The organism is Halomonas sp. 141 (genome assembly GCF_002810305.1).
Classification (GTDB): domain Bacteria; phylum Pseudomonadota; class Gammaproteobacteria; order Pseudomonadales; family Halomonadaceae; genus Vreelandella; species Vreelandella stevensii.
The window spans coordinates 24139-50404 of record NZ_PINZ01000021.1 but is presented as its reverse complement, the minus strand read 5'-3'; the positions used below and the strand labels follow the sequence as shown (position 1 = coordinate 50404).

Sequence of the window (26266 nt, the reverse complement as noted above, 5' to 3'; positions counted from 1 at the left end):
AGTCAATCTGGCACCGCTACGCGGTGCGCGCTTGTATCACCGCCCGACTGGGCGATGCTTTACGCGCTGTTTGGTAAGCACGGCGCTGGAGCGCTCTGCACCTCAGGATGCGGGTGGTAGCGCTCACCGCAGCGTCGTGTGTACTTGCCTTCATGGAAGGAGTTACGTGTCTGTGCCTAAAAAGGAGTGACCGCACATGAGCGACCAACAGCAACCCCCACAGCATCAGCAAAAACAGCCGGGCGATGAGCATGCCATGCGCCCCGAGCCCGAGTACATTCGCGACAGCTATCGCGGTGCCGAGAAGTTGTTGGACAAAGTGGCGATCATCACCGGTGGCGACAGCGGCATCGGCCGAGCCATTGCGGTGCACTACGCCCGTGAAGGGGCCGACAGTGTGATCGTGCACCTCAAGGAGAGCCGCGACGCCGAAGAGACCAAGCGGCTGGTAGAGGCCGAAGGCCGCCGCTGCCTGGTGCTGAAAGGCGATGTGGCCGCGCCCAGCTTCTGCCGAGAAATCGTCAACCGCACCCGGCAGGAATTCGGCAAGATCAATATCGTGATCCATAACGCAGCCGAGCAGTACGACTGGGACGACATCACCGATATCCCGGACGACCAGTTACAGCGCACCTTCCAGACCAACGTGTTCAGCCACTTCTATCTGACCAAAGCGGCGCTGCCCCATCTGAGCGAAGGCGACACCATCATCGCCACCTCCTCCATCAATGCCTTCAAGGGCAATGACACGCTGATCGACTACACCGCCACCAAGGGCGCTATTCAGGGGCTGATACGCTCGCTGGCGATGTCGCTGATGGACCGAGGCATCCGTGTCAACGCCGTGGCTCCCGGCCCCATCTGGACACCGCTGATTCCGGCCAGCTTCGATGAAGAGAAAGTCGCGGAGTTCGGCAATCAGGTGCCGATGAAACGTGCCGGACAGCCCAGTGAAATCGGCCCGGCCTACGTGTACCTGGCCTGTGAAGAGTCATCCTACATGAGCGGCCAAACGCTGCACCTGAACGGTGGCGTGATTCTGAATACCTAGCCAACCCTCTGAGGCGGCAATGCCGCCTCACCCATAGAACACGACTATCACTGCCTACCCTACTGCTTGTTACGCACCTTTATAAATACAGTCGCCACTGCCGCAACCCCGCCAAGTCCTAGTGTTGACGCGGCAACTTCATGCCCGTTCAGCCCGAGCATGACTGTAATACCCAGAAAGATAAGACCAAGGCTGTAGGCCATCCACTGCCCGCGCTTGATCTCGCTGATACTGGCATCCTGCGAGCGTATATTGGACTCAGCAATACGAGAGTTGACGGCGTTTTCTTTCTCTTCTTGCGCGTGGCGATGCGCTTGCTCCTTCTCGGCCATGGCTAAAATACGATCTGCCGCGCCGGGGCTGATGCGCTCGTATTTTTCCATTTCCGCAGAGGGTGGCAAGGGACCTGAGTAGGTCAATTGTTGAGCAATAATGCTCTGATTGTTAGAGGAGGCTGGTGATTGCTGCGATGAATCACGAGTGTGAGAGTCTGGGGAGTCGGTCATATTGCTCCATCGCCTTTTGCATATCTTTTCCAACCTTCAGAAAATCGCTGCTCAATGCCTCTGCATCGCTCTCGTGCACGACAAACTCGACAGGTTGGATTGCCTGCCGCTTTTGCGGAAAGATCGTAGTGACACTGGCAATGTGTGCGATACGTTTGAGGTTCATTACGGCATCCCTCGGTTAGTTTCTTTTACCATAGCGCAAAGTGACTCTCGTTAGGTAGTCGATAGCGCGCGTGGTGCCGGTTTTCCCCACTAACCCGCCAGATTTTTCACCAGCACCTTGGATTTACGGGCGTGGTTGTAGGCCTCGCGTTTGAGGGGGGGTAGGTCTTCCAGGCTGGCGGCGCGGAAGCCGCGCTCCACGAACCAGTGGGCGGTATGGGTGGTGAGCACGAACATATCGGAAAGCCCCCGCTGGCGGGCGCGTCGCTCCAGGGCTTCGACCAGACGCTCGCCGCGCTCGCCGCCCCGGTAGTTGCCATGCACGGCCACGCAGGCCAGCTCGCCCACGGTGGTCTCGGGGAAGACGTGCAGCGCCGCACAGCCGATCACCATGCCGTCGCGCTCGATGACCATGTAGTCGTCGATTTCATGCTCCAGGCGCTCCCGGGAGCGGGCCACCAGCATGCCACGCCGCTCCAGAGGTTCCAGCAGCTCCAGCAGGCCCGCCACGTCATTGAGCGTGGCCGGGCGAAGCTGCTCGTAGCGGTGCTGGGTGATCATGGTGCCCACACCGTCACGGGTGAACAGCTCCCCCAGCAGCGCATCATGGTTGCGCCAGGAGAGCAGGTGCGTGCGGGCCACGCCTTCCCGGGCGGCGGTGCAGGCGGCGTTGAGATGGCGCGCCAGCTCGCTGCCGGGCACGGCCTGCTGCAAGCGCGGTTCGGCTTCGAAAGGTGAAAGCTGGCGCAGCAGCGCACCCTGCTCGTCTTCCAGGCCTTCGGATTCGCCCAGCAGAATCAGCTTGTCTGCCTTGAGCGCCACGGCGGCGTGCTGGGCCACTTCCGAGGCATCCAGGTCGAACACTTCTCCGGTGCTGGAGAACCCCAGCGGCGGCAGCAGCACCAGCGAGCCCTTCTCCAGCAACCCTTCGATGGCGCTGGCGCGCACCCGGCGCACCTCACCGCTGTGATCGAAGTCCACGCCCTCACGCACGCCCAGCGGCTTGGCGGTGACCAGATTGCCGGAAATCACGCTCAGCTCTACGCCGTGCAATGGCGTGCTGGGCAGCCCCAACGAGAGCCGCGCTTCCAGCCAGAGCCGCTGGTGCGCCGCTACCTGCTCCACATGGGCCATCACGGCGCGGTCGGCGACCCAGCGGCCATCCACCCGAGTGGGCTCCACACCTGCGGCCGTCAACGCTTCATGCACCTGGGGGCGAATGCCGAACACTACCACCAGGCGCACGCCCAGGGTGTGCAGCAAGGCCAGGTCCTGAATCAGCTGCTCTCCTCGGCCCGACGCCATGGCTTCGCCTTCAATCAGGATGACAAAGGTTCGCCCCCGGTGGGCATTGATGTACGGGGAGGCATTACGAAACCAGTCGACAAAGGGGAAACGTGTGTCCAAGGGCCGCTCTCCGGCAGCAGGTGAATGAAAGTGATCACGCTTACTTTAACAGAGCATAAAAAACAGCGGCACCTTCTATTGCAGCGATCTCCTCTCGAGACCGGCTGTCGAAGGTGCCGCCGTATACCCGCCAAGCGTTAGCCTGGGGAGAGGTGTATCAGCCGAACATGCCCTTGAACATGAAGAAGAACACGATGGCCAACCCCGCCCCGGCGGGCAGGGTAATCAGCCAGGACATGACGATGGTGCCGATCACCCGCAGGTTCAGCGCCGCCATGCCACGAGCCAGGCCCACGCCGAGGATCGCCCCGACCAGAGTATGGGTGGTCGAGATGGGCAACCCGGTGCCGGAGGCCAGCACCACGGTGGTGGCTGCCGCCAGCGTGGCGGCAAAGCCACGGCTGGGGGTCAGTTCGGTAATGCCGGTGCCCACGGTGGCAATCACCTTATGGCCGTAGGTCACCAGGCCCACCACGATGCCGCCACCGCCCAGCACCAGCACCCACCAGGGCACCAGCGCGGCACTGTCGATCACGCCGTCGCTGCGCACCACGCTGATCACCGCCGCCAGCGGGCCAACGGCATTGGCCACGTCGTTGGAACCATGGGCAAACGCCATGGCACAGGCAGTGAAGATCATCAGCACGCCGAACACCCGCTCCACGTTGGCATAGCCGAAGTGGTCGCTGGCGCTCTGCACGTACTTGATACGCCGCTGCATGACCACCCCGACGCCCATGATCACGATGCCGATCAGCATCGACAGCAGGAAGCTCTGGCCAAAGCCCAGGTCGAGCCCCACGTGGGTCAGCCCCTTGGTGAGAGTGACCATGGAGACGATGAAGCCTACCAGAAACACATAGCCCGGCACGTAGCGCTTGGCGGCGGCAAACGGGTCCTTGTTCTCGAAAATCAGGTACTGCACCGATTTGAACAACACGAAGCCGATGGTGCCCGCCAGCAGCGGCGAAATGACCCAGCTGGAAGCAATGGTGCCCACGCGGCTCCAGGCCACGGCTTCCACGCCCAGGCCCACGGCACCAAAGCCCACGATGGCGCCCACGATCGAGTGAGTGGTCGACACCGGCCAGCCTCGGGCCGAGGCAATCATCAGCCAGATACCCGCCGCCAGCAGGGCCGACAACATGCCGTATACCAGCAGCTGCGGGTTGGCTTCCAGCAGTGCCGGGTCCAGCATGCCGCCACGAATGGTGGCGGTGACTTCGCCCCCGGCCAGCCAGGCCCCCAGGAACTCGAAGATGACCGCAATGATGATGGCTTGCTTGATGGTGATCGCTTTCGATCCCACCGAGGTGCCCATGGCGTTCGCCACGTCGTTGGCACCCACCCCCCAGGCCATGAAGAAGCCAAACAGGCAGGCCAGAATGATAAAGATGTCGCCGTGCTGGACAATAATCTGCATGGGAGCCCCTTAGCGTGCGGTCAGGATCTGCAGGCGGCTGCCCACGCGTTCGGCGCGGTCGGAGACTTCGCCGACCCAGTCGATGATCTTGTATAGAAAGATCACATCCACGGGGGGAAGCTGGCTTTCCAGCTCGAAAAGACGGCGGCGAATCGCCACCTGCTGATCATCGGCCTGGTGCTCCAGCACGTGCAGCTCGCGGATCATGTTCTGCATCACGTCCGAGACGTTGCGCCCAAAGCCGGACTCCAGCAGGTCCTTCAATTCTTCCAACGCCTGGCGCGCCTGGGCCACGCAGGCCACACTGGTGGCCATGTACTCACGCATCAAATCGGCCAGCTCGTCGGGCACGCGCATTTTACGGCCCAGCATGATGCCGGTAATGTCACGCACCTTGTTGGCGATCTTGTCCTGTACGCTGATCAAATCGAGCAGGTCCGAGCGCGAGACCGGCAGAAACATGCTATTGGGCAGATTGAGCCGCAGCTCGGTCTTGAGGGTGTCGGCTTCGTGCTCCAGCGAGGTCACCTGCTCGCGCAGCTCGGCAGCGGCGTCCCAGTCACCGGCAAGGGTCGCTTCGAAGAACGGCAGGAGAAGGTCGGCGCATTCATTGGCCTTGACGATGTGGGCCAGCAGCGGCTGGAATGGCGAGCGGCCAAACATCGCGGAAAAAGGGTTGGAGGTTACCATAGAGCCTTTAGCCTGTTTTCGGGGAGCCTGGAAATGGCGGGCGACAGTATAAAGAGTGCGCTCGGCTTCGTCATAAAAAGTTCATTTAACCGTCATCAATACGCAACATAGACCACTTGGCAGGAAGCGTCATGACCCAACACCCTCATCCGGCGGCCCCTCAGGAAGTCGAACTGAAGCTGGCCCTGGGGCCCGGCGCGCTCGACGCGCTGCTGGCCCATCCGCTCTTGGCAGAGCCGCCCCAGCAGCAGGCCTTGACCAACACCTATTTCGATACTCCACAGGGCCATCTGGCCGCTGGCCGGGTCGCCGTTCGGCTGCGCCGACTGGGCCAGCGCGTGCTGCAAACGGTCAAGACCGCAGGCCAGGGCGGCGGCGGGCTATCGCGTCGTGAAGAGTGGGAGTGGCCGCTGGACGAGCACGCTCTCGACCAGGCCGGGCTGGCCAAGCTGCCGCCGTTTCAAGGGCCGTTGGCCGAGCAGATAGCGGCGCTGCAACCCACGCTGAGCACCGATTTCCACCGCCGTACCTGGCCGTTGGCATGGCAAGGCAGCGCCATCGAGCTGGTGGTGGACGAAGGGGAAATCGTGGCGGGTAGTGCCCGCGCCCCTATTGGCGAGGTCGAACTGGAGCTGAAAGAGGGCAGCGCCCATGCACTATGGGGATTGGCCCTGGCACTGGCAGAGCAGGTAGCACTGCGCCCTTCCGACAGCAGCAAGGCCGCCCGAGGCAATGCCCTGGGCCAGCAGCAGTGGACGCTGCCCGAGGCCAGCACCCCCAGCGCATGGCTGCATCGCGCCACCGTGGCGCTAGATGCCTTCCATGACAGTGGCCACCCCGAGCACCTGGCGGCGGCCCAACAGGCGCTGAGAGAACTGGCCCAGCACACGGCGCTGGATGACACCGCACGGCGCGAGGCCCTCACGCTGACGGCCGAGCTGGGCACTACCGGCCAGCCCACAGCGGCGTACGGCGTTGCAGCGTTGACGCTGGCCCGTCGCCTTGGTCAGCAAACCGCGCTACGCTGAAACGCATCCCCCTTGGCCGCTTATTTCAGGACGAAACCATGAGCTTTGACCTCAGCCCCGGTGCCGAAGGATTGCGCACGCGGTTATTCCACGTGATTTTCGAGTCGGATACCCCGGGGGCCAAAGCGTTCGATATCGCCTTGATCATCGCCATCCTGCTGAGCGTGGCGGTGATTCTGCTGGGCAGCGTAGAGCAGTACGCCCAGCGCTATGACACACTGTTTTTCTACATGGAGTGGACGTTCACGCTGCTGTTCAGCCTTGAGCTACTGGTGCGTCTTTACTGCCTGGAGCGGCCCACCGTCTACCTCAAGAGCTTTTACGGGGTGGTCGATGTGATTGCGATCATCCCCACCTGGCTGGTGCTGCTGTTGCCCGGCGCCCATGCGCTGGTGATCGTGCGGATTCTGCGCGTGCTGCGCATTTTCCGCATCCTGCGCCTGATGGAGTTCGTCGGGGAAGCACGGCTGCTGCTGGATGCCCTGAAGCGCAGCCTGCGCCAGATTTTGCTGTTCTTTTTCAGCATTCTGATGCTGGTGACGCTGTTTGCCGCACTGATGTACACCATCGAGTCCGACGAGGCAGGTTTCACCAGCATCCCGATCTCCATTTACTGGGCCATCGTCAGCATGACCACGGTGGGCTACGGCGACATCGTGCCCGCCACCCCGCTGGGCAAGGCCATCACCGTCATCCTGATGCTGATTGGTTACTCGATCATTGCCGTGCCCACCGGGGTATTCTCGGCCCAGGTGATCCGCTCCATCCGCGAAGACCGCTACTCGGAAGAAGCCTGCCCCGGCTGCGGCCACGACCGCCACGAAAAACGCGCCCGCTACTGCCTACGCTGTGGCACCTGGCTGGACGAAGAGAGCGAAGACCCGCGCAAGCCCAAGGAAGAACCGCCCGAGGAAGCCCCCCAACAATAACGCCAGCGCCGGGAGGTGCTGGCGTCATGGCAGCTGGAAAAAGGGCTTGTGAAAGAGAACGAGTGAAACACTACTGGAAAGGCGTGGTGTCGCCGCGCCCTTCCCGCACGATGGTCGGCGGCAGTTCGCGCAGGTCGATGACACTGGTCGGGTCCAGGTGGCAAGCGCCGCCGTCGATGATCAGATCCAGATGCGCCCCAAAGCGCTCACGGATCTCTTCCGGGTCGTTCATGGGCAGCGCTTCTCCCACCGGAATCAGCGTCACACTCATCAGCGGCTCACCCAGCGCTTCCAGCAAGGCGTGGGTAATCCGATGGTCCGGCACGCGTACGCCTATCGAGCGGCGCTTGGGGTGCAGCAGCAGGCGCGGCACTTCCGTGGTGGCATCCAGAATGTAGGTGTAAGGCCCCGGCGTGTGGGCTTTCAGCAGCCGGAACACGGCGTTGTCTACCTTGGCGTAGGTACCGATCTCGGAAAGGTCCGAACACATCAGGGTAAAGTTGTGCTTGTCGTCCAGCGAGCGCAGCCATTTGATCTTCTCGATGGCCTTCTTTTCGCCCAGGTGGCAGCCCAGCGCATAGCCGGAGTCGGTGGGGTACGCCACCACGCCCCCTTTGCGAATGATCTCGGTGGCCTGATCGATCAGCCGTTTTTGCGGGTTCTCGGGGTGAATCTGGAAATATTGGCTCATCGCTTGCTCCTGCCGTTCGGCGGTCCGTTCGTTGCACATTCGTTGGCGCGATACCTACAGCTTAGCCGATACGGCGCGTGATCACCCAGCCACCAGCATGCCCGGCGCGGCATCGCGCATGTGCGCCAGCCGAGGGTGTTCCCAGATGGGCGGCGCGGCGGTACGTGGCACCACGCTCATGCTGCCCGGGGCGGCGTGGCTGCCGGGAAAGTGAAAATCGCTGCCCAGCGAGGCGTACAGCGAGCGCTCCACCAGCTGACGCGCCAGGTCACGGGTGCTGTCCGGGTTCTGCTGGCCGCTGACCAGCTCGACCGCCTCGCCCCCTGCGGCGGTGAAAGCATCCAGCAACAGGCCACGCTTGCGCCGGGTCAGCCCGTAGCGCAGCGGGTGGGCCAGCACCGCGACGCCGCCGGACGCCACCACCCAGCCCACGACATCGGCAATCTCGGGCCAGTGGGCTTTCACATCGCCCTTCTTGCCGCTGCCCAGGTAGCGCTTGAAGGCTCCGGCCCAGTCGGCCACCACGCCTTCCGCCACCAAGGCACGGGCAAAATCCGGGCGCCCCAACGGGCGGTCGCTGCCTGCCTGGGCGCGGGCCTTGGCCAACGCATCGGGCAGGCCCATTTTCTCCAGCCGCTCGGCAATCACTTCAGCCCGCTGGATACGCGCCTGACGCTGCTGCTCCAGGCCCTCCACCAGCGCTCCCTGCAAGCCGCCCGGCATCAACGCCACCACGTGAATACCGATGCCCTGCCAGCGCGTGGATAACTCGCAGCCGGGCACCAGGCACAGGCCCGCCTGCTCGGCGGCCAGGCTGGCTTCTGCCGTGCCGTCCATGGTGTCGTGGTCGGTGAGGGCAATGTGCGTCATGCCTCGGGCGGCACACAGCGCCACCAGCTCGTCAGGCGGCAGCGCCCCATCCGAGGCGGTAGAGTGCATGTGCAAATCGACCGGGTAACGCTGATCGGCATCGAACACACGGGGCAGTGCAGGGGGAAAAGCTTCAGGAAGTCGTGGCATTAGCATGACGCCGTGTGGCGAGTTTGTCAGAATAGGCGTGTGGTACAATAGCTCGCCATGGTGCGCGTTAACCAGCACGCGGTCAATGCCGGGAGCGATTGCAAGGCTTCCCCAACCGCACTGCCTTCAAGGAGTTATCCCCATGCTGTATGCAATTATCAGTGAAGATGTGGCCAATAGCCTGGAGCGCCGACTGGCCGCCCGCCCGGACCACCTGGCACGGCTGGAAGCGCTGCGTGACGAAGGCCGTCTGGTATTGGCTGGCCCCCACCCGGCCATCGACACCGACAACCCCGGCGAAGCGGGCTTTAGCGGCAGCCTGGTGGTGGCCGAATTCGACAGCCTGGAAGCGGCCAAGGCCTGGGCGGATGCCGACCCTTACATCATTGCCGGGGTCTATGCCAAGGTAATTGTTAAGCCGTTCAAGAAAGTTTTGCCTTGACCCACAAGGGCGACTGTGGAGGGTCCGCCTGCTTTTTCACAGAGCCTGTGGAAAACTCTGTGAAAACACGGCGGACGCTTTTCTATAAGCCAGAGATAGCGCCCTGCTGAACAAATTGATCATTTTTTGACCACCTTCGTTCACCCTTCGACCACCACGGATATTCGCGTGACCCAGCGCCCCACTGACCTGCCCCCGCTGGCGGCCATGACCGCCCCGACGCTCTCCTGGAACGACGATGCCCCGCACTCTGATGCCTTCGGTGACGTCTATTTTTCCCGGGAGGACGGTCGCGCGGAAACCGAACACGTCTTTCTGGCGGCCAACCACCTGCCCCAGCGGTTTGCCGAGTGGCAGGCCCCCCGAGCATTCGTGATTGGAGAGACCGGCTTTGGCACCGGGCTGAACATGCTGTGTGCCTGGGCCTGCTTCGAACGCCACGCCCCACCAGGGGCACGGCTGCACCTGCTCTCTACCGAAAAATTCCCGTTGGGCCACACAGCCCTGGCGCGTGCCCTGAGCGCCTGGCCATCGTTGGCCAGTTATTCACAGGCGCTCTGCGCCCTGTGGCCCGATCCCGTCAGCGGCGTTCACCGTTTGCACCTGAGCGAACGCGTCACCCTGGACCTGCACTTTGGCGACACCACCGAACGGCTGGAAGCCTTGCAAGGCCAGGTGGATGCCTGGTTCCTGGATGGCTTTGCTCCTTCCAAAAACCCTGAGATGTGGCAGCCCGAGCTGTTTGCTGCCATGGCGGCCCGTTCGCGGCCCGGGGCCACCTTTGCCACCTTCACCTGCGCGGGGATCGTCAAGCGCGGCCTGAAAGCCGCAGGCTTCGCCTGGCAGAAGGTGCCTGGCTTCGGTCGCAAGCGGGAAATGCTGGCTGGCAGTATTGCCGCACCGCCTGTGGACAACCGCCGCCAGCGGACGCCGTGGTTTACGCCACCGCCCCCCCTTCGCTCACAGCACATCGTGGTGATTGGCGCAGGCATGGCCGGGAGCAGCGTGGCGGCCGCCCTGGCACGGCGCGGCCGCCAGGTAACGGTGCTGGAGCGTGAGCAACCCGGCGCGGGCGGGTCGGGTAATCGGCAGGGGGCGCTATACGTGAAGCTTGCGGTGGAAACCAACCTGCAGAGCCGCTTCTACCTGGCGGGGCTGCTCTACAGCCAGCGCTGGCTGGGCCAACTCGCGGCCGCGGGGCCACAGCAGCCGCCGCTCTGGCAGCCCTGCGGCGTGGTGCAGCTGGCCTTGAGCGAGAAAGAGGCGAGCCGCCAGCAGCGCTTCATGGCCCACCACCCGCTGCCGGAAACGCTGGTCGCGGCCAGCGAGGCCCCCGACGCACTGGCCGGGGTGCCCACGGCAGCGGCACAGGGCCTTTTTTACCCACAGGCGGGATGGGTACAGCCCAAACGGCTGTGCGAGCAACTACTGCAACACCCCGGCATCACCCTGCACCACGGGGAAGCCACGGCGCTGCACCCCACGCCAGCGGGCTGGCAGATTACCCTGGCCAACGGAGACACCCTGGCCGCCGACCAGGTGGTGATTGCCACGGCGTCATTGGCCAATGGTTTCGCCCAGACATCGGAGCTGCCGCTGCAGCAGGTGCGTGGCCAGGTGAGCGAGCTGCCGCTGCCGGAAGGCACGGCGGCTCCCCAGCGCGTGGTGTGTGCGGGGGGCTATGTCTCGCCGCCGCTGGAGGGCGTGCTCACCTTCGGCGCCAGCTTCGTGCCCAACGATGCCACCACCCACACCGCCGACGCAGACCATCAGCGCAATCTCGACGAGCTGCGCCAGGCCTTGCCCGACTGGGTCGCGGCGTTGGAGGCCGCCACAGGGCCGCTGACGCCCAGCGCCTTGACGGGCCGAGCCGCCGTGCGCGCCGCCAGCCCCGACAAGACCCCCTATGCCGGGCCAGTGCCCGACGCAGCGGCGTGGCGCACGGCCTACGCGGCGCTGGCCAAGGATGCCTCGAAGGTGCCGGAGACCCCAGGCCAACACCATAGCGGGCTGTGGATATCCACTGCCCATGGCTCTCGTGGGCTGGCCAGCGCGCCGCTGTGCGCCGAAGTGCTGGCTTCCAGCCTGTGCGATGAGCCGCTCCCTCTGGAGCAGCCGCTGGTGGACCACCTGCACCCGGGAAGGCGCCTGATCAGTGCGCTGATCCGCGCTCAGTAATCGCCCTCTTCCTCGTCATCGGCCAGCTCTCGCCCAAAGGCACGCCATTGGGCGAGCGTCATCACTTCGGTCATTTCCAGCTCCAGGTCATGGGCGATGATCAGCTCGTGACGCTCCAGCTGCCGCTTGACCTCGGCGACCCAGCCGCGCATGCCTTCGCCGGTATCGGTGGTGTCGTAACCCTGGCGGGTCACGAACGCTTCCAGCAGCGCATCCAGCGTCTCGGGCGGCAGCATGCGGGCGGGGACTTCTATGAAACGGCTCATTCGCTCTGCTCCCACGCGCTCAAACGCTCGATAAAGGTGGCTTCGTCGATCACTTCGACGCCTAGTTCCTCGGCTTTGGTGAGCTTGCTGCCCGCAGCCTCACCGGCCACCAGGCAGGTGGTCTTTTTGGACACGCTGCCCGCCACTTTGGCTCCCAGCGCCTGCAAACGTGCCTTGCCTTCGTCACGGGTCATGCTCTCCATGGCGCCGGTCAGCACCCAGGACTGGCCTTCCAGCGGCGTGGGCCCCTGGGCCACCTCGGTTTCCTGCCAGACAACCCCCGCCGCAATCAGCGCATCCAGGGTGTCGAGGTTGTGCGGCTGCCGGAAAAAGGTATGGATGTGTTTCGCCACGATGGGCCCCACGTCGTTGACCGCTTCCAGCGCGGGCGTGTCGGCCTCCTGAAGGGCTTGCAGCGTGCCAAAGTGGTTGGCCACGTTGGCAGCGGTGGCTTCGCCCACTTCACGAATGCCCAGTGCGTAAATGAACCGTGGCAGCGTGGTCTGCTTGGCTTTTTCCAGCGCATTGACCAGATTGGTGGCGGACTTTTCACCCATGCGCGGCAGGCTTTTGAGCTGCTCGACGGTCAGGTGGAACAGCTCGGCGGGGGTCTTGACCCAGTCCTGCTCGACCAGTTGCTCGATCAGTTTCTCCCCCAGGCCGTCGATGTCCATGGCCTTGCGGCTGGCAAAGTGCTTGAGCGCTTCCTTGCGCTGGGCCGCGCAGTAGAGGCCGCCGGAACAGCGGGCCACCGCCTCGCCTTCCAGGCGCTCGACTTCTGAGCCGCACACCGGGCACTGGTCAGGGAATACAATGGCGCGGGCTTCGGCTGGGCGCTTCTCGACATCGACACGCACCACCTGAGGAATCACGTCCCCCGCCCGCCGAATCGCCACGGTGTCGCCAATCATGACGCCCAGGCGCTCGATCTCATCGGCATTGTGCAGCGTGGCGTTGGACACCGTCACCCCCGCCACCGTGACCGGCTCCAGCCGTGCCACCGGGGTAATCGCGCCGGTACGGCCTACCTGAAACTCCACGTCGTTGAGCAGCGTGACTTCTTCCTGGGCAGGGAACTTGAAGGCCACCGCCCAGCGTGGCGCGCGGGACACGAAGCCCAGCTCCCGCTGGTGGCGCAGGTCGTTGACCTTGATCACCACGCCGTCGATGTCGTAGCCCAGCTGGTCACGCTTTTCGCCCAGCCGTTCACAGTAGTCGGCCACGGCGTCTGGCCCTTGCAACACGCTCAGCTCGGTGCTGGTTTTGAACCCCAGCTGGGAGAGCCTGGCCATCAAGGCGCTGTGGGTGGTATCGCCCATATCGGGCTCCAACCGCGCCGCCTGATAGGCGTGGAACTCCAGCGGTCGCGTTGCAGTGATGCGCGGGTCGAGTTGGCGCAGGCTGCCTGCTGCCGCGTTACGCGGGTTGGCAAATACCTTGCTGCCCTCGTCTCGGGCACGCTGGTTCAGCGCTTCGAACCCGGCGTGGCGCATGATGACCTCGCCACGCACCTCCACCAGCTCGGGCAACGTGCCGCCCATCAGCTTGAGCGGCACCGAGCGCAAGGTGCGCAGGTTGGAGGTAATACCCTCGCCCGTACGCCCATCGCCACGCGTTGCCCCGCTGACCAGCACACCCTGTTCGTACACCAGCGAGACCGCTGCGCCATCCAGCTTGGGTTCGCAGCTGAATTCGATCTCCTCGGGCTGGCACTCCAGGCGCTCGGCCACCCGCTGGGCGAAGGCCACGATGTCTTCCCGGCTGAAGGCGTTGTCCAGCGACAGCATGGGAATGGCGTGGGCCACTTCCGGAAAGCCTTCCGCCGGGGCCGCGCCCACTCGCTGGGTGGGCGAATCTGGTGATATCAGGTCAGGGTGTTCTGCCTCGATCTGCTGCAAACGCTGCAGTTTGCGGTCGTAGTCGGCATCGGTCAGCGTTGGCTCGTCCAGCACATAGTAGCGATAATTGGCGTCATCCAGATCAGCGCGCAGTTGGCCAATCTCTTCTAGCAGGGCGGGGTCTAGCGAACTCATGCGGGCATTCCGAAACAGATGAAAAAAAGGGGTCAGTGCGACATAAAAATGGGCAGTATTAAAAACGCGCAGCAATCGAAACGGCAATAACAAAAACACCCGCCTTCGGGTAGAAGGCGGGTGTGGCCATGACAGAAACGTTTAGCGTGCCTGTAGCTGGCGATGCAGCCGATGGCGCCGCTCGAAATCGCGCACCCGCTGGCGGGCAAACTCGATGGTTTGTGCCGTCATGACGCTGCGGTTCTCATCTTTCAATTCGCCGCCCATGTGGCGCACCACCACCATGGCGGTTTCCACCATGGCCTCGAAGGCAGCGGCACTATCCAGCGCGCCAGGCAGCGGCATCAGGAAGGTGATGCCCGGGGTAACGAACTCGTCCATCTCTTCGATGGGGAAAGTGCCGGGCTTCAGCACGTTCACCATGGAGAACTGCAGCTCGCTTTCCTCGCTTTCGGTTTCAAACCGGTTGAACACGCCCATGGTCCGGCTGTAACGCAGGCCACACGCCATCATCAGCTCCAGCAGCTTGCTGCCATCGAACCCTTCCGGGTCGCGAGACAGCACGCTGATGACGATCATCTCTTCGGCATCTGCCAGAGTTTCTCGTGCGTGCTCGCCGTTGACGTCGTGACGCAGCGCCTTCTCCAGCGTCGGGTGGGCGCGTACCACGCTGTCCCGAGCCTCGTAGGACTCATCGTAGCCCGCGTCGATATCCGCGTAAGCAGCGTCGTAACCTGTCTCGGCGGCGCTATCGGCATAATGAGCATCGTCGGCATAATGAGCATCATAGCGCGGCGAGGCATCATCATGGGCGCTAAGCGGTGCATCGAAGCGCTCGGCAGCCTCGTAGCTGTCCAGAGCCGGAGCCTTGCCACGCGTAGTGCGTTTGGCGGCAGCTTCCGTCGCCGCTAACTCGCGGGCCTGGGCTTTTTCCTGTGCGATGCGCGCTTTCTCTGCTTCTGCCGCTTCCCTGGCCACGCGGCGCTGCTCGGCTTCCAGCGCTTTGCGCTCGGCTTTCTGCTTGGCCAGCGCTTCGGCGCGCTTGGCTTTTTCGGCTTTCTTGATCGCTTTCTGTTTGCGACGCTCGATAATACGGCGCTTGAAGGAGCGGCCAATGCCTTCGAAATCGACCAGGCGGTAACGATCTACCTCGTCGTCGTCCAGCTCGTCCACGTCGCCTGCGATATCCGAACGCAGCTGCCGACGCCTGGGCGTCTCGGAGGACTTGGCAAAGACGGCATCTTCCGGCTCGGCGCGCAGCACCGGCTCGGCATCGGGTTCCAGCTCTACGGCGCTCAGCGGCGTGCTTTCCGGCGTGTCCGTGGCGGACAGAACAGGCTCGACGCTCTCAGCGGCAGCGGCCGCCGTGGCTTGGTGTTCGTCTTCGGCAGCCGGTGTGGTGGATACGGGCTCAACCGCAGGCTCGGACACCGTAGGAGCAGCCGTTTCTGGAGAAGGCTGCTGCTGGATGGCTGACTCGACGGGAACCGGAGCAGCAGACGCCACGGCGATAGCTTCAGGAGCCACAGCTTCTGGGGCTGCAGTTTCTTCTGACACCAGAGATTCTGGAGTCTTGGCTTCTGAGACGGTGCTTTCTGAAACAATGGCTTTTGAAGCGATGGCTTCTGGAGCAGTGGCTTCTGAAACAGTTGAAACAGTGGCTTCTGGAGCTACAGCTTCATGCTGAGACGTCGGCTCACCCGCGAACAGGCTGGGCTCACGGCGGGGCTCGCTATGGGCGGCTTCTCGGGAAGCAGCGGACGCTGCCTCGGGCATGACACTGTGTGCAACTGGTGTTGAGACGGGCGACGGGGACATCGACGGTTCGGCACGTGATGGAGCCGCCTTTGGGGGCTCGCTGCGCTTGGCGGTCTCACCGTTCGCTGCTGCCGCTTGGGCCACGGCAGGTTTGGAAGACTTCGAAGTAAACGACTTTGCGTTTGCGGTCACGGATTGAGCAAACGAGCGGCGGAAGTCAGAAAGGACTTTGGAAGGCCCGGGGTGGTCCTGACGCTTCAACTTGGGCTTTTGGCCCAGGCCACTGTAATCGGCGGGTTTGACGACCCGAGCACCGCCATTGGGCAGTTCCCAGTTGATTTCCGCTTCCTTGGCCTCGTCACTCAACTCTTCCGGCTTGACGGCGGGCAGATCCTTGCCAGCCTGGTCCAGCTGCGGGACACGCCGTTGACGCTGAAGCCTTCGCGCACCATCAACGACGATGAGCGACACCAGAGCCAGTCCTAGAATGATTAACCACTCTCTTAATTCCATGTCGAGCATTCCATGGGTCAACTAACCGGTTACCAGATGCAGCGCGTGCGCGGCACCCAAATATGGGGGACCTTCTTATCAAGATACGTTTAGTGCCAAGCATAGCGCGATTATTACAAAAAGGGCCACTTTTTGCAGGCATTTGCACTTTTAAACTTGCATATACGCTTTTTAGGCCAATCTAAAGACCTTATCAAGCCCATAAAGTGCCGCTATCGAGTGGTCACTTTCTGACCTCTCTGAGTAGCCACCAGCGTTTGCCAAAACGCGCTGGCGAAAGGGCTGGCCAACTGGCGCGGCCGTGTCAGCTGTATGGCCACCGGCACGTCCCACTCCGGGGGCAGCGCGCGCACCAGGCGCCCTTCCGCAACTTCTTGTTCGGAAAGACTTTCAGGCAGCCAGGCCAACCCCTTGTTCTCGATGGCCATGGACATCAGCACGGCGGCCAGATGGCTGCTGAAATGGGCCTGGGAAGAGAGTGTGGCTGGCTGCCGCTGACCCAGACGATGGCGCAAAATGCGCCCTAGCCCCGAGGCGTCAGTGTACGCTAAATAAGGAAAAAACGAGGAAGCCGCGCCAAGCCCCAGCTCGCGCCCCACCAGAGGAATCAATCGATCCTGACCGACGGTGAGACTCTCGAAGTGCTTCGCTTCCAGAGGCGAGTCGACGGCGGGGTCTCGATGGCTCAATAAAAACTGTGCCGTTCCGCGCAGTAAGAGCTGCTCGCAGTTGGTCATGCTATCGGAGTGAAGTTGTACGGCATGCAGCGCGGCACTTTGCTCTTGTTGGCGTATCCAACGCGGAAAGAAAGTAAACGAGAGTGAATGAGTGGCCGCAAACTGGAGCGCCGCCGTTGCGCGCTGGGCAACTTCCTGGGCTTCACTGCGTAAACGATAGAGTCGCCCTGCGGCATCGATGACACTAGCCTGAATATGCTGGCCCGCCTCGGTCAACGTGGTGCCTTGGGGCGTGCGCACGAAAAGAGCCACCCCCATCCACTGCTCCAGCGCTCTGACTCGGCGGCTGAACGCGGGTTGCGTCACATGGCGCGCCTGGGCGGCACGGATGAAACTGCCGTGTTCGGCCAAGGCATTGAAGTCTTCCAACCAGTTCAGTTCCATCGCGGGCAATGCCATTTCAGCATGGGGTAGCTGACTAATAGCATTAGTCAGCCGCCACTGTCACCCCCTATGGTGAGGCGACCACTGTGTGAGGAGCCTCCCATGCGTATTCTGGAAATTCGTGAGAAAACCGTCTCTATCGCCTCCCCCATCGCCAATGCGTACATCGACTTTTCCAGGATGACCTGTTCGGTGGTGGCGGTCGTCACCGACGTCATCCGTGACGGTAAGCCTGTGATTGGCTACGGATTCAACTCCAACGGACGCTATGGCCAGGGTGCTCTGATGCGCGACCGTTTCCTGGATCGCCTCAAGGAGGCCGACCCGGACAGCCTGATCGACCATGCGAACAACAACCTGGACCCGTTCGCGATCTGGAAAACCCTGATGACCAACGAGAAGCCAGGCGGCCACGGCGAGCGTTCCGTGGCGGTAGGCACGATCGACATGGCCATCTGGGATGCCGTCGCGAAAATCGAGGGCAAGCCGCTATATCGTCTGCTGGCCGACCGGTATCGCGGCGGGCAGGCCGATGACAAGGTGTGGGTCTATGCAGCAGGAGGCTATTACTACCCCGGCAAAGACCATTCCAAGCTGCAAGATGAGATGCGTAGCTACCTGGACCGCGGTTACGAGGTAGTGAAGATGAAAATTGGCGCGGCCTCTCTGGATGAAGACCTGCGCCGTATCGAGGCCGTGCTGGAGGTGGTGGGCGATGGCAGCCGCTTGGCGGTCGATGCCAACGGGCGGTTCGACCAGCCAACGGCCATTGCCTACGCCGAGGCAATGAAGCCTTACCGACTGTTCTGGTACGAAGAGGCCGGAGACCCGCTGGATTACGCGCTGCAGGCGGAACTGGCCAACCATTACAGCCTGCCCATGGCCACCGGCGAAAACCTGTTCTCCCATCAGGATGCGCGCAACCTGCTCCGTCATGGCGGCATGCGCCCAGACCGAGATTTCGTGCAGTTCGACTGCGCGCTTTCTTATGGCCTGGTGGAGTACATGCGCACGCTGCAAGTCATGGATGAGCTTGGCTGGTCCTCACGCCGTGTGGTGCCTCACGGTGGCCACCAAATGTCGCTGAATATCGCGGCGGGGCTGCACCTGGGAGGCAACGAGTCCTACCCGGATGTTTTCCAGCCCTTCGGTGGCTTTGCCGACGGCATTCGCGTCGAGAATGGCTACGTGGGGTTACCGGACATTCCCGGCGTGGGTTTCGAAGCAAAATCGGCGCTGTACGCGGTGATGCGGGAGCTGGGCGAAGGCTAATCCACCAGCGCGGCGGCTTCGTCGATGCCCACCGACACCAGCCGCGAGACGCCGGGCTCCTGCATGGTCACCCCCATCAGGCGCTCGGCGGCTTCCATGGCAATCTTGTTGTGGGTGATGTAGATGAACTGGACGTTCTCCGACATCTCCTTGACCAGCTTGGCATAGCGCCCCACGTTGGCATCGTCCAGCGGCGCGTCCACCTCGTCGAGCATACAGAACGGCGCGGGGTTGAGCTGGAAGATGGCAAACACCAGCGACAGCGCCGTAAGCGCTTTTTCGCCACCGGACAGCAGGTGAATGGTGCTGTTCTTCTTGCCCGGTGGGCGTGCCATGATCGCCACACCGGTTTCCAGCAGGTCGTCTCCCGTCAGAGTCAGCCAGGCAGCCCCGCCACCGAACACTCGGGGGAACAGGGTTTGCAGCCCGGTATTGACCTGTTCGAAGGTTTCCTTGAAGCGCACCCGGGTTTCCTGGTCGATGCGCTTGATGGCGCGCTCCAGGGTCTCCAGCGCTTCGCTGAGCTCTGCATGCTGGGCTTCCAGGTAGTTACGCCGCTCCGCCTGCTGGTCATACTCTTCGATAGCCGCCAGGTTGATGGCGCCCAGGCGACGAATTTTTTCGGAGGTATTCTCCAGCCGCTCCTGCCAGGTGGGTTCGCTGGCGTCCTGGGGCAGCGTCTCGGCCAGTTCATCGGCATTGTGCCCCAGTTCCGCCAACTGCTCGTCCTGAGTGGCCGCCTTGAGTGCCAGCGCCTGCACCTCCATGCGCCGCTGCTGTAGCTGTTCGCGACTCTGCTCCAGATTACGCTCGTGCTGTTGGCGGGCCAGCTCGTCATTGCGCAGCTGCTCGGCCAGGGCCTGGGCCTGCTGGCGCGTCTCGTTCAGGCGGCGCTCCTGCTGCTCGCGCTGATGCAGCAGCTCTTCCAGCTCTTCGCTGGCGAGTTCATCCGGCTCTACCAGCATTTCCCGGGACTCTTCCAGCTCGGCAATGCGCAGGGTCAGCCGCGCCTCGCTATCGCTGGAGCGGGCCTGCTGGGCTTGAAGGCTGTCACGCTCGGCCTTCAACCTTTCCCGCTCCAGCGCCAGCGCCTGTTGCCGTGCCTTGAGCGGGGCGTGTTGCTGATTGAGCCGCTCGCGCTGCTCACGCTGTTGATGGCGCTGCTCGGCGCTGGTTTCTCGGGCTTCGGAGGCGGCTTCCAGCTGCTCCATGGCGGTGTGCCAGCGGGCACGCTGCTCTTCCAACGTCAGCGTTAACTCCGCCTCATCCTCTTGCAGCTGGGCCAGCTCATCGTCCAGCTCGGCGGCACGGCCTTGCAGATGCTCCAGCCGCTGGGCCAGGCGCTGCTCCTGGATGGCCAGCTGTTGGCGGGCGCTGGCGTGATCACGCTCCTGCTCGGCCTGCTGCTCGCGCTGCTCCTCCAGCGCGTCCAGCGCCTCGCTGGCCGTGTCGCACTGCGCATCGAGCAGCGCCAGCGCCTCTTCGGCCTGGGCGCGCTGCTCGGCCAGCTCGGTGAAGCGGCGGCGGGTCACCAGCAGGGCATCCACACCTTCGCCGTTGGCCTGCTGATGCAGCCACCCCCGCCCACGCCAGACGCCATCGCGGCTGACCACGCTTTCACCCTTGGCCAGGCTGGGCAGCAGCGCCTCAATGTCATCCGCGCTGTCGACGAAGTGAATGCTCGCCAACCACTCGCTCAAGGCCCCCGCCCCGGTGACCAGTGTGTGCAGCCGCTGGCCCGTATTGGGCAGCCCGGCGGGCAGCGCCTGGTCGATCAGGCACCAGTCGGTGGCCAGTGCTTCGGGTAGCGCCTGCAGCTGTCGGGTGGCCACCAGCCGCGCGTTGAGCCAGGGGGCCAACAGCCAGGAGATCACTCGCTCCCAGCCCGCCGACACGTCGATGGCCTCGCCCAACCGCGGTGCCTCGGCCAAACCGTATGCTGCCAGCGCCTCACCAGATTGAGGGTCGTGGTCCGCCAGGGCGGCATCGATCAATGCTTGCAGCGATGCCAACTCGCCCTGCTGCTGGCTGAGCGCCTGACGCTGCTGGTCTCGCGCTTGCTGGGCCTGCTGGTAAGCCGCCTTGGCATCGCTGAAGCGCTGCTGCCACTGCTCGCGCTGGCTCTGGAACGTGGCGGCGCGCTGGTCGGCCTCGGTCAACCGAGCGTGATGCTCGGCGTGCTCCTGGCGCAGGGCGGCCATGTCGGCCAGCTCGCCGCGCTGCTGGCGGCGGCGCTGGCCTTCGGCCTGAAGGCGGGCAATTCGCTGCTCCAGATCACGCAGCTGATCCTGGCGGCGGTCGGCATCGCGGCTGGCTTCGCGCCAGCGATTTTCGGCATCGCTCCACTGCTGCTCGGCGGCCTCCAGGGCGGGGCTGGCCGACGCCAGGGTCTCTTCCAGCTCCGCCAGCTGCTCTTCGAGGGCTTCGTATTCGGGCAGTACGTCTTCCAGGCGTTCGTCGATGGCGAACAGTCGCTCGCGGTCGCCTTCGCTGACCAGCCGCTGCTCATCCAGGTCGCGGCGGGCCGTGGCGATGTCGCTGGCCAGCTGCGCTTCACGGCTGCGACGGTGGGCCTGGTCCTGTTCCAGCCGGGCGATGCGGGTGGTGGTCTCGAAAAACTGCTGCTGGTGACGCTCCAGCACATCGGCCAGCTCGTCATGCTGTTCGCGGGCCTGCTCCAGCCGGGTCTCGCACTGGCGCACGCCGAACACGTCTTTCTCGACGGCAATTTCCAGCTCGCGCACCCGGCTTTCCTGATGCGACTGCTCGGCACGCAGGGTGCGCCCACGCAGCAGCGCCAGCTCGCCTTTGAGGCGATACTCCTGCTGTTTGAGTTCCTGATAGCGTTTGGCGGCTTCGGCCTGGCGTTTGAGGCGCTCCAGCTGCTTGTCCAGCTCGTCGCGGATGTCGTCCAGTCGCTCCAGGTTCTCCTGGGTCCGGCGCATGCGGTTTTCGGTTTCCCGGCGACGCTCCTTGTACTTGGAGATACCGGCAGCCTCTTCGAGGGTGGCACGCAGGTCGTCGGGGCGCGCTTCGATGAGCCGCGAAATCATGCCCTGGCCGATGATGGCGTACGAACGCGGGCCGAGGCCGGTCCCCATGAACAGGTCGGCGATGTCCCGGCGGCGGCACTTCTGGCCGTTGAAGAAGTAGTTGGACTGCCCGTCTCGGGTGACCAGGCGCTTGACGGCAATTTCAGCGTACTGGGCATAGACACCGCCCATGCCGCCGTCGCGGTTGTCGAACTTGAGTTCGATAGAGGCCTGCCCGACGGGCTTGCGCCCCGTCGAGCCGTTGAAGATCACGTCGGCCATGGATTCGCCGCGCAGGGTCTTGGCAGACGACTCGCCCATGACCCAGCGCACGGCGTCGATGATATTGGACTTGCCGCACCCGTTGGGCCCCACGATGGCGGTCATATTGCCATCGAAGGGGACGGTGACCGGATCGACAAAGGACTTGAACCCGACAAGACGAATGGAGGTTAAGCGCATTGTGATCCTTTCCTGCAGCGAAAGTCGCGGAGGTTACTCAAAAACGCGGTTGATGACCACCTCGGCTGCTTGATCATCGCTGATCGGGCCTACGGTGACGCTCTCCAGGTCACCGAACAGGTCCCCGGGTTGCGGTGTAGCCTGGCCCGAGGGCGATACGCGCACCATCAGGCGCGCTTCACGCACCTGGGAGATCTGGGCGTCCGCCGACATGGCCGCCGTATCATCCAGCACTACCGTCATCGGCAGCTCCGCGACCTGGGCACGAATCACCGCCAGCGGTGGCAGCTCGCCATCCATATCGCGAGCGGTAATGAACACCGTGGCGTCATCACTGACACTGCCTTCCAGCTCGGCGTCCAGCGAGACATTCACCCGTATACCCTGGCTCTGTGCAGCCTCGGCATCGGCGCTTTCCGGCACGACACCCATCCGCTCCTGAGCTACACGGATACCGTCGCGCAGGGAGGCCGCCGTTTCCGGATTTTCGATGTTGGCCACGGCTCGGCGCCAGCGGTCGATGGCCGTTTCGTAATCACCACTATCGAAGGCGTGAATGCCCAGCAGGCCCAGCACCGTGGGCTGGCGTGGGTCGAGCGCCAGCGTTTCATCTACCAGCGCCTGCACTTCCGGCGTCAACTGACGCTCGGCCATGAAGAACTGCAGCTGTGCCATTTGTGCCAACAGCGGCGGGATACGCCCATCGATATCCAGCAAACGTTCCAGCGCATCCACGGCCTTATCGGTCTGGCCGGTGTCGCGATAAATGGGAAACAGCGCGCTCCACACGTTGGGGTTGTTGGGCTGGCGCTCGGCTTCGGCTTCCATCCGCTCGGTGAACATGCTCAGCGAGCCTTCAGGGTGCTGACGCACTTCCTGCTGGATGGCGTACAGCGTCAGGTCGCCTTCGGCACCATACTGCTGGTACCAGAACGTGCTGGCACCGACCACGGCCACCATCACCAGCGGCACCATCAGGCGGCCAGCACTGGCAGACTTCAGCGGCCGACGGGTCTCGACGACGGTGTCTTCCAGTAGGCTACGCTCCAGCTCCAGACGATCTTCCTGGTAGCGCGCGTCGTCGATGTCTCCCCGATCCCGGGCGGCCTCCAGCGAGGCCAGCCGGCGCTGAAAAATCGCCACGTTCTGCTCGGCCGTGGTGTCGTTGGCCTCGAAGGTTTCCAACTGGTCACGCAGCGTGCGAGCGCCGCGCATGGGTGCCACCAGCAGCCACAGCGCAGGTATCAGCAGTAAAGCAATCGCAATCCAGACCGGTGTCATGACGACCTCTCGCGGTTAATCAGGGCATTCAGGCGGGCGCGTTCTTCTGCGCTCAGGGCCTTGGCAGAGGCGTTGCGGCGGGCACGCACCACCATGATGACGACCACCAGGCCAATCACCACCAGAACGATGGGCAACCCCCACAGCAAATAGGTGCGGTTCTCCAGACGCGGGTTGTAGAGAATGTAATCGCCGAAACGCTGCACCATGTGGTTGATGATTTCGATATCGGCCTGGCCTTCGTTCAGCAGCACGTAGACGCGCTCGCGCATGTCCGCCGAGATGGGCGCATCGGAGTCGTCGATGGCCTGGTTTTCACACAGCGGGCAGCGCATGGAGGCGGTCAGGTCGCGGTAGCGCTTTTCCAGTACCGGATCATCGAACTCGCGCACTTCGATTCCGCCGGCCATGACGCTACCGGCGGTGGCCAGCAGCATGGCCGTCACTATCCAACGAATTATCGCCATTTTTCTACCTCCGGCAGGATACGGTCACGGACATCTTCCGGGGAGACATAGCCCTTGTGGTGATAGCGGATCACGCCCTCGGCATCCACCAGAAAGGTTTCCGGCGCGCCGTACACGCCCAGGTCGAAACCAAGGCTGCCATCCGGGTCAAAGATGTTGATCTCGAAGGGGTCGCCGAATTCGGTCAAAAACTCCAGGCCTTTCTCGCGGGTATCCCGATAGTTGATGCCCACCATGCGGATACCGTGATCCGCCAGTGACAGCAGCTGCGGCATCTCTTGCTTGCAGGCCGGACACCACTCGCCCCAGACGTTGACCAGCGTCACTTCGCCGATGAACAGCGACTGGTCGACCTGGCGTTCGGCGTCACGCAAGGTAGTGGCCTGAAACTCAGGAAACTCCCGCGCCATGAGGGCCGAATCCCGCTGGGAAGGGTCCTGCCCCAACCCTTGATAGAGAAACAGCGCAATGCCCAGGAAACCGATGGGCAGCAGTAACAGTAGCAAACGTCGCGTCATACCGGCGCCTCCTGAGCGGGCTGGGCTCGGGCAGTCTCAGGTTGGCGTACGCTGACTCGGCGGTAGCGCTTGTCGATGACGGCCAGCAGACCGCCGAAGGCCATCAGCAGGCCACCCAGCCATAGCCAGCGCACGAAGGGCTTGTATTGCACGCGCATGGCGTAGCTGCCATCGCCCAGGTCTTCGCCCATGGCCACGTAGAGGTCACGGAAGAAACCGGGGCGCAGCGCTACCTGGGTCATGGGCATGCCGGTGGCCAGGTAGAGGCGCTTTTCCGGCCGCATGACGAAGCTGCGTCCTTCTTCACCGCGCTGAACCTGAATGATCGAGGTATCGGCCAGGAAGTTGGGGCCACGACGATTGGTCAGTTCGGTCATGGTGAACTGGTACCCGGCAACTTCCACCGTCGTACCCGGCGACATGCGCACGTTACGCTCGATGTTGTAGTTCGACACCACGGCCACGCCCACGATGGTGACCGCCACGCCCAGGTGGCCCAGCACCATGCCCCAATAGGAGAGCGACAGCTTGCGCAGGCCCGCCACGAACGAACTGGCGTGGCGTGTCTTGTCGAACAGGTCGCGCACCATGGACAGCACGATCCACAGCGCCGAAATGATGCCCAGCGCTACCCACAGGTTCCATTCACGGCCATACACCAGCGGCATGGCGATGCCCAGCGCCAGCGAAGCTGCGCCCGCCAGCCACAGTTTGCGCCACAGCTCCTTGCCGCTCATGCTCTTCCAGCGGGCCAGCGGGCCAAGGCCCATGAAGATACACATCACCACGGTCAGCGGAACGAACAGGGCATTGAAGTAGGGAGGCCCGACGCTGATCTTGCCCAGCCCCAGCGAATCCAGAATCAGCGGATACACGGTGCCCAGCAGTACCGTCACGGTCATGATGACCAGCAGGACATTGTTGATCAGCAGCAAGGAGTCCCGAGAGAGCCAGTTGAAGCCCACCTTGTGGCTGACCCGCGGAGCACGCAGGGCAAATACCAGCAGCGACAGGGTGACCGTGATGGCCAGCAACATCAGGATGAAGAAGCCACGGAACGGGTCGTTGGCAAATGCGTGGACCGAGGTGAGCACGCCCGAACGCACCAGGAACGTACCCAGCAAGGAGAGCGAGAAGGTCGCGATGGCCAGCAGTACGGTCCAGCTCTTGAACGAGCCGCGCTTCTCGGTCACCGCCAGCGAGTGTACCAGCGCCGTGCCCGTCAGCCAGGGCAGCAGCGAAGCGTTCTCCACCGGGTCCCAGAACCACCAGCCGCCCCAGCCAAGCTCGTAATAGGCCCACCAGCTACCCAGCGCGATGCCCACGGTCAAAAACGCCCAGGCAATGTTGGTCCAGGGGCGCGCCCAGCGGGTCCAGGCGGCATCCAGACGCCCCCCCAGCAGCGCCGCAATGGCAAACGCAAACACCACCGAAAAGCCCACGTAGCCCATGTAAAGCATCGGCGGGTGAACAATCAGGCCGAAGTCCTGCAGCAGCGGATTCAGGTCAGCGCCGTCGGCGGGCATGTTGGGCAGCAGCCGCTCGAAGGGGTTGGAGGTCATCAGGATGAACAACAGGAAGCCGACACACACCATGCCCATGACGCTCTGCACCCGAGCCACCATGTCCCGAGGCAACTCCTTGGAGAACACCGAAGCCGCATAGCCCCAGCCTGCCAGCATCAGGCTCCAGAGCAGGACCGAACCTTCATGGTTGCCCCAGACGGCGCTGAACTTGTAGTACCAAGGCAGCAGGGAGTTGGAGTTGTTGGCCACGTTGGCCACGCTGAAATCATCCAGCATGTAGCTGGTGGTCAAGCACAGGTAGGCAATGGCCACGAACAGGAACTGGCCGGTTGCCATGGGGTAACCATAGGCCATCCAGAGGGGGCGGCGGGTAGCGGCTCCCAGCAGCGGCATCACGGCCTGCACGATCGCCATCAATAGCGCGATAACCAGCGCAAAGTGGCCAATTTCAGGAATCATTTTAATCAGCATGAGCGCTCCGCATTGG

22 protein-coding genes are annotated in these 26266 nt (G+C 63.3%); 6 read left to right on the top strand and 16 right to left on the bottom strand.

From position 1 onward, the window contains the following. The first annotated feature begins 196 nt into the window (after positions 1-196). Positions 197-1051: an SDR family oxidoreductase gene (locus CWI66_RS10920; RefSeq protein WP_039183505.1), complete on the top strand. Its 855-nt coding sequence runs from the start codon at positions 197-199 to the stop codon at positions 1049-1051. Between the two features lie 59 nt (positions 1052-1110). Here the strand turns inward: CWI66_RS10920 and CWI66_RS10915 are convergent, their stop codons facing one another. The 5 genes from CWI66_RS10915 to CWI66_RS10895 all read right to left on the bottom strand — a co-directional run bounded on the left by CWI66_RS10915 (position 1111) and on the right by CWI66_RS10895 (position 5242). Beyond that, a complete protein-coding gene (locus tag CWI66_RS10915) occupies positions 1111-1557 on the bottom strand; it encodes a DUF2335 domain-containing protein (protein ID WP_100731666.1) in 447 nt (148 codons plus the stop codon). Beyond that, positions 1526-1723, bottom strand: a complete 198-nt coding sequence (locus CWI66_RS10910) for a hypothetical protein (protein WP_081195371.1) — start codon at positions 1721-1723, stop codon at positions 1526-1528. The genes CWI66_RS10915 and CWI66_RS10910 overlap by 32 nt, the downstream gene beginning before the upstream one ends. An 89-nt stretch (positions 1724-1812) precedes the next feature. Then, the gene (gene argA / locus CWI66_RS10905) at positions 1813-3129 is read right to left on the bottom strand and encodes an amino-acid N-acetyltransferase (RefSeq protein ID WP_039183507.1); all 1317 of its coding nucleotides are present in this window, start codon (positions 3127-3129) and stop codon (positions 1813-1815) included. A 157-nt stretch (positions 3130-3286) separates the two neighbouring features. After that, positions 3287-4552 carry an inorganic phosphate transporter gene (locus tag CWI66_RS10900; RefSeq protein WP_081137353.1) on the bottom strand — a complete coding sequence of 422 codons (1266 nt, stop codon included), beginning with the start codon at positions 4550-4552 and terminating at the stop codon, positions 3287-3289. Between the two features lie 9 nt (positions 4553-4561). Beyond that, positions 4562-5242 carry a TIGR00153 family protein gene (locus CWI66_RS10895; protein ID WP_039183511.1) on the bottom strand — a complete coding sequence of 227 codons (681 nt, stop codon included), beginning with the start codon at positions 5240-5242 and terminating at the stop codon, positions 4562-4564. Positions 5243-5373: 131 nt separating this feature from the next. Between CWI66_RS10895 and CWI66_RS10890 the strand changes: the two genes are divergently transcribed. Then, a complete protein-coding gene (locus CWI66_RS10890; protein WP_100731665.1) occupies positions 5374-6270 on the top strand; it encodes a CYTH domain-containing protein in 897 nt (298 codons plus the stop codon). Positions 6271-6308: 38 nt separating this feature from the next. Then, positions 6309-7199: an ion transporter gene (locus tag CWI66_RS10885; protein WP_100731664.1), complete on the top strand. Its 891-nt coding sequence runs from the start codon at positions 6309-6311 to the stop codon at positions 7197-7199. 70 nt (positions 7200-7269) lie between these two features. On the opposite strand, the gene CWI66_RS10880 is transcribed toward CWI66_RS10885, so the two are convergent. Together CWI66_RS10880 and CWI66_RS10875 are read right to left on the bottom strand one after the other, a co-directional pair. Next, positions 7270-7890 carry an L-threonylcarbamoyladenylate synthase gene (locus CWI66_RS10880; protein WP_100731663.1) on the bottom strand — a complete coding sequence of 207 codons (621 nt, stop codon included), beginning with the start codon at positions 7888-7890 and terminating at the stop codon, positions 7270-7272. Positions 7891-7971: 81 nt separating this feature from the next. Continuing rightward, positions 7972-8910: a PHP domain-containing protein gene (locus CWI66_RS10875; RefSeq protein WP_100731662.1), complete on the bottom strand. Its 939-nt coding sequence runs from the start codon at positions 8908-8910 to the stop codon at positions 7972-7974. Between the two features lie 142 nt (positions 8911-9052). On the opposite strand from CWI66_RS10875, the gene CWI66_RS10870 reads away from it, so the two are divergent. Together CWI66_RS10870 and mnmC are read left to right on the top strand one after the other, a co-directional pair. Further along, positions 9053-9352 (top strand): YciI family protein, encoded by a 300-nt coding sequence (locus CWI66_RS10870; protein WP_016914815.1) that lies wholly within the window; start codon positions 9053-9055, stop codon positions 9350-9352. Between the two features lie 207 nt (positions 9353-9559). Continuing rightward, positions 9560-11530, top strand: a complete 1971-nt coding sequence (gene mnmC / locus CWI66_RS10865; RefSeq protein ID WP_232710853.1) for a bifunctional tRNA (5-methylaminomethyl-2-thiouridine)(34)-methyltransferase MnmD/FAD-dependent 5-carboxymethylaminomethyl-2-thiouridine(34) oxidoreductase MnmC — start codon at positions 9560-9562, stop codon at positions 11528-11530. Here mnmC and CWI66_RS10860 read toward each other — a convergent pair. From CWI66_RS10860 to CWI66_RS10840, 4 genes are all read right to left on the bottom strand, one after another. Continuing rightward, positions 11524-11796, bottom strand: coding sequence for a YheU family protein (locus tag CWI66_RS10860; RefSeq protein WP_016914817.1), 273 nt, complete (start codon positions 11794-11796; stop codon positions 11524-11526). The two genes, mnmC and CWI66_RS10860, sit on opposite strands and share 7 nt — an antisense overlap. After that, positions 11793-13829 carry an NAD-dependent DNA ligase LigA gene (gene ligA / locus CWI66_RS10855; RefSeq protein ID WP_100731668.1) on the bottom strand — a complete coding sequence of 679 codons (2037 nt, stop codon included), beginning with the start codon at positions 13827-13829 and terminating at the stop codon, positions 11793-11795. The genes CWI66_RS10860 and ligA overlap by 4 nt, the downstream gene beginning before the upstream one ends. A 141-nt stretch (positions 13830-13970) precedes the next feature. Then, entirely contained in the window at positions 13971-16100 is a 2130-nt protein-coding gene (locus CWI66_RS10850) for a cell division protein ZipA C-terminal FtsZ-binding domain-containing protein (protein WP_198517539.1), read from the bottom strand. Positions 16101-16312: 212 nt separating this feature from the next. Then, a complete protein-coding gene (locus tag CWI66_RS10840) occupies positions 16313-17221 on the bottom strand; it encodes a LysR family transcriptional regulator (RefSeq protein WP_100731661.1) in 909 nt (302 codons plus the stop codon). Positions 17222-17323: 102 nt separating this feature from the next. On the opposite strand from CWI66_RS10840, the gene CWI66_RS10835 reads away from it, so the two are divergent. Further along, the gene (locus CWI66_RS10835; RefSeq protein ID WP_100731660.1) at positions 17324-18493 is read left to right on the top strand and encodes a mandelate racemase/muconate lactonizing enzyme family protein; all 1170 of its coding nucleotides are present in this window, start codon (positions 17324-17326) and stop codon (positions 18491-18493) included. Here the strand turns inward: CWI66_RS10835 and smc are convergent. Genes smc through CWI66_RS10810 form a run of 5 tightly spaced genes read right to left on the bottom strand, consistent with a single transcriptional unit; the run spans position 18490 to position 26250 of the window. Then, positions 18490-21987, bottom strand: a complete 3498-nt coding sequence (smc, locus tag CWI66_RS10830; RefSeq protein WP_100731659.1) for a chromosome segregation protein SMC — start codon at positions 21985-21987, stop codon at positions 18490-18492. The two genes, CWI66_RS10835 and smc, sit on opposite strands and share 4 nt — an antisense overlap. A 33-nt stretch (positions 21988-22020) precedes the next feature. Beyond that, positions 22021-23268 (bottom strand): c-type cytochrome biogenesis protein CcmI, encoded by a 1248-nt coding sequence (gene ccmI, locus CWI66_RS10825; RefSeq protein ID WP_100731658.1) that lies wholly within the window; start codon positions 23266-23268, stop codon positions 22021-22023. Next, positions 23265-23735: a cytochrome c-type biogenesis protein gene (locus tag CWI66_RS10820; RefSeq protein WP_026001813.1), complete on the bottom strand. Its 471-nt coding sequence runs from the start codon at positions 23733-23735 to the stop codon at positions 23265-23267. Before CWI66_RS10820 ends, ccmI begins: the two co-directional genes overlap by 4 nt. Continuing rightward, on the bottom strand, positions 23726-24253 hold the full coding sequence (locus CWI66_RS10815; RefSeq protein WP_016914824.1) for a DsbE family thiol:disulfide interchange protein: 528 nt from the start codon (positions 24251-24253) through the stop codon (positions 23726-23728). Before CWI66_RS10815 ends, CWI66_RS10820 begins: the two co-directional genes overlap by 10 nt. Continuing rightward, positions 24250-26250, bottom strand: a complete 2001-nt coding sequence (locus tag CWI66_RS10810) for a heme lyase CcmF/NrfE family subunit (RefSeq protein ID WP_100731657.1) — start codon at positions 26248-26250, stop codon at positions 24250-24252. The genes CWI66_RS10815 and CWI66_RS10810 overlap by 4 nt, the downstream gene beginning before the upstream one ends. Between the last annotated feature and the right edge of the window lie 16 nt (positions 26251-26266).

Coding starts and splice junctions, on each gene's coding strand:
- CWI66_RS10895 (WP_039183511.1), bottom strand. CDS start 5,242: ATGGTAACCTCCAACCCTTTTTCCGCGATGTTTGGCCGCTCGCCATTC.
- CWI66_RS10885 (WP_100731664.1), top strand. CDS start 6,309: ATGAGCTTTGACCTCAGCCCCGGTGCCGAAGGATTGCGCACGCGGTTA.
- CWI66_RS10820 (WP_026001813.1), bottom strand. CDS start 23,735: ATGGCGATAATTCGTTGGATAGTGACGGCCATGCTGCTGGCCACCGCC.
- CWI66_RS10920 (WP_039183505.1), top strand. CDS start 197: ATGAGCGACCAACAGCAACCCCCACAGCATCAGCAAAAACAGCCGGGC.
- CWI66_RS10850 (WP_198517539.1), bottom strand. CDS start 16,100: ATGGAATTAAGAGAGTGGTTAATCATTCTAGGACTGGCTCTGGTGTCG.
- CWI66_RS10870 (WP_016914815.1), top strand. CDS start 9,053: ATGCTGTATGCAATTATCAGTGAAGATGTGGCCAATAGCCTGGAGCGC.
- ccmI (WP_100731658.1), bottom strand. CDS start 23,268: ATGACACCGGTCTGGATTGCGATTGCTTTACTGCTGATACCTGCGCTG.
- CWI66_RS10840 (WP_100731661.1), bottom strand. CDS start 17,221: ATGGAACTGAACTGGTTGGAAGACTTCAATGCCTTGGCCGAACACGGC.
- smc (WP_100731659.1), bottom strand. CDS start 21,987: ATGCGCTTAACCTCCATTCGTCTTGTCGGGTTCAAGTCCTTTGTCGAT.
- CWI66_RS10810 (WP_100731657.1), bottom strand. CDS start 26,250: ATGCTGATTAAAATGATTCCTGAAATTGGCCACTTTGCGCTGGTTATC.
- CWI66_RS10900 (WP_081137353.1), bottom strand. CDS start 4,552: ATGCAGATTATTGTCCAGCACGGCGACATCTTTATCATTCTGGCCTGC.
- CWI66_RS10880 (WP_100731663.1), bottom strand. CDS start 7,890: ATGAGCCAATATTTCCAGATTCACCCCGAGAACCCGCAAAAACGGCTG.
- mnmC (WP_232710853.1), top strand. CDS start 9,560: ATGACCGCCCCGACGCTCTCCTGGAACGACGATGCCCCGCACTCTGAT.
- CWI66_RS10910 (WP_081195371.1), bottom strand. CDS start 1,723: ATGAACCTCAAACGTATCGCACACATTGCCAGTGTCACTACGATCTTT.
- CWI66_RS10875 (WP_100731662.1), bottom strand. CDS start 8,910: ATGCCACGACTTCCTGAAGCTTTTCCCCCTGCACTGCCCCGTGTGTTC.
- CWI66_RS10815 (WP_016914824.1), bottom strand. CDS start 24,253: ATGACGCGACGTTTGCTACTGTTACTGCTGCCCATCGGTTTCCTGGGC.
- ligA (WP_100731668.1), bottom strand. CDS start 13,829: ATGAGTTCGCTAGACCCCGCCCTGCTAGAAGAGATTGGCCAACTGCGC.
- CWI66_RS10860 (WP_016914817.1), bottom strand. CDS start 11,796: ATGAGCCGTTTCATAGAAGTCCCCGCCCGCATGCTGCCGCCCGAGACG.
- CWI66_RS10915 (WP_100731666.1), bottom strand. CDS start 1,557: ATGACCGACTCCCCAGACTCTCACACTCGTGATTCATCGCAGCAATCA.
- CWI66_RS10890 (WP_100731665.1), top strand. CDS start 5,374: ATGACCCAACACCCTCATCCGGCGGCCCCTCAGGAAGTCGAACTGAAG.
- CWI66_RS10835 (WP_100731660.1), top strand. CDS start 17,324: ATGCGTATTCTGGAAATTCGTGAGAAAACCGTCTCTATCGCCTCCCCC.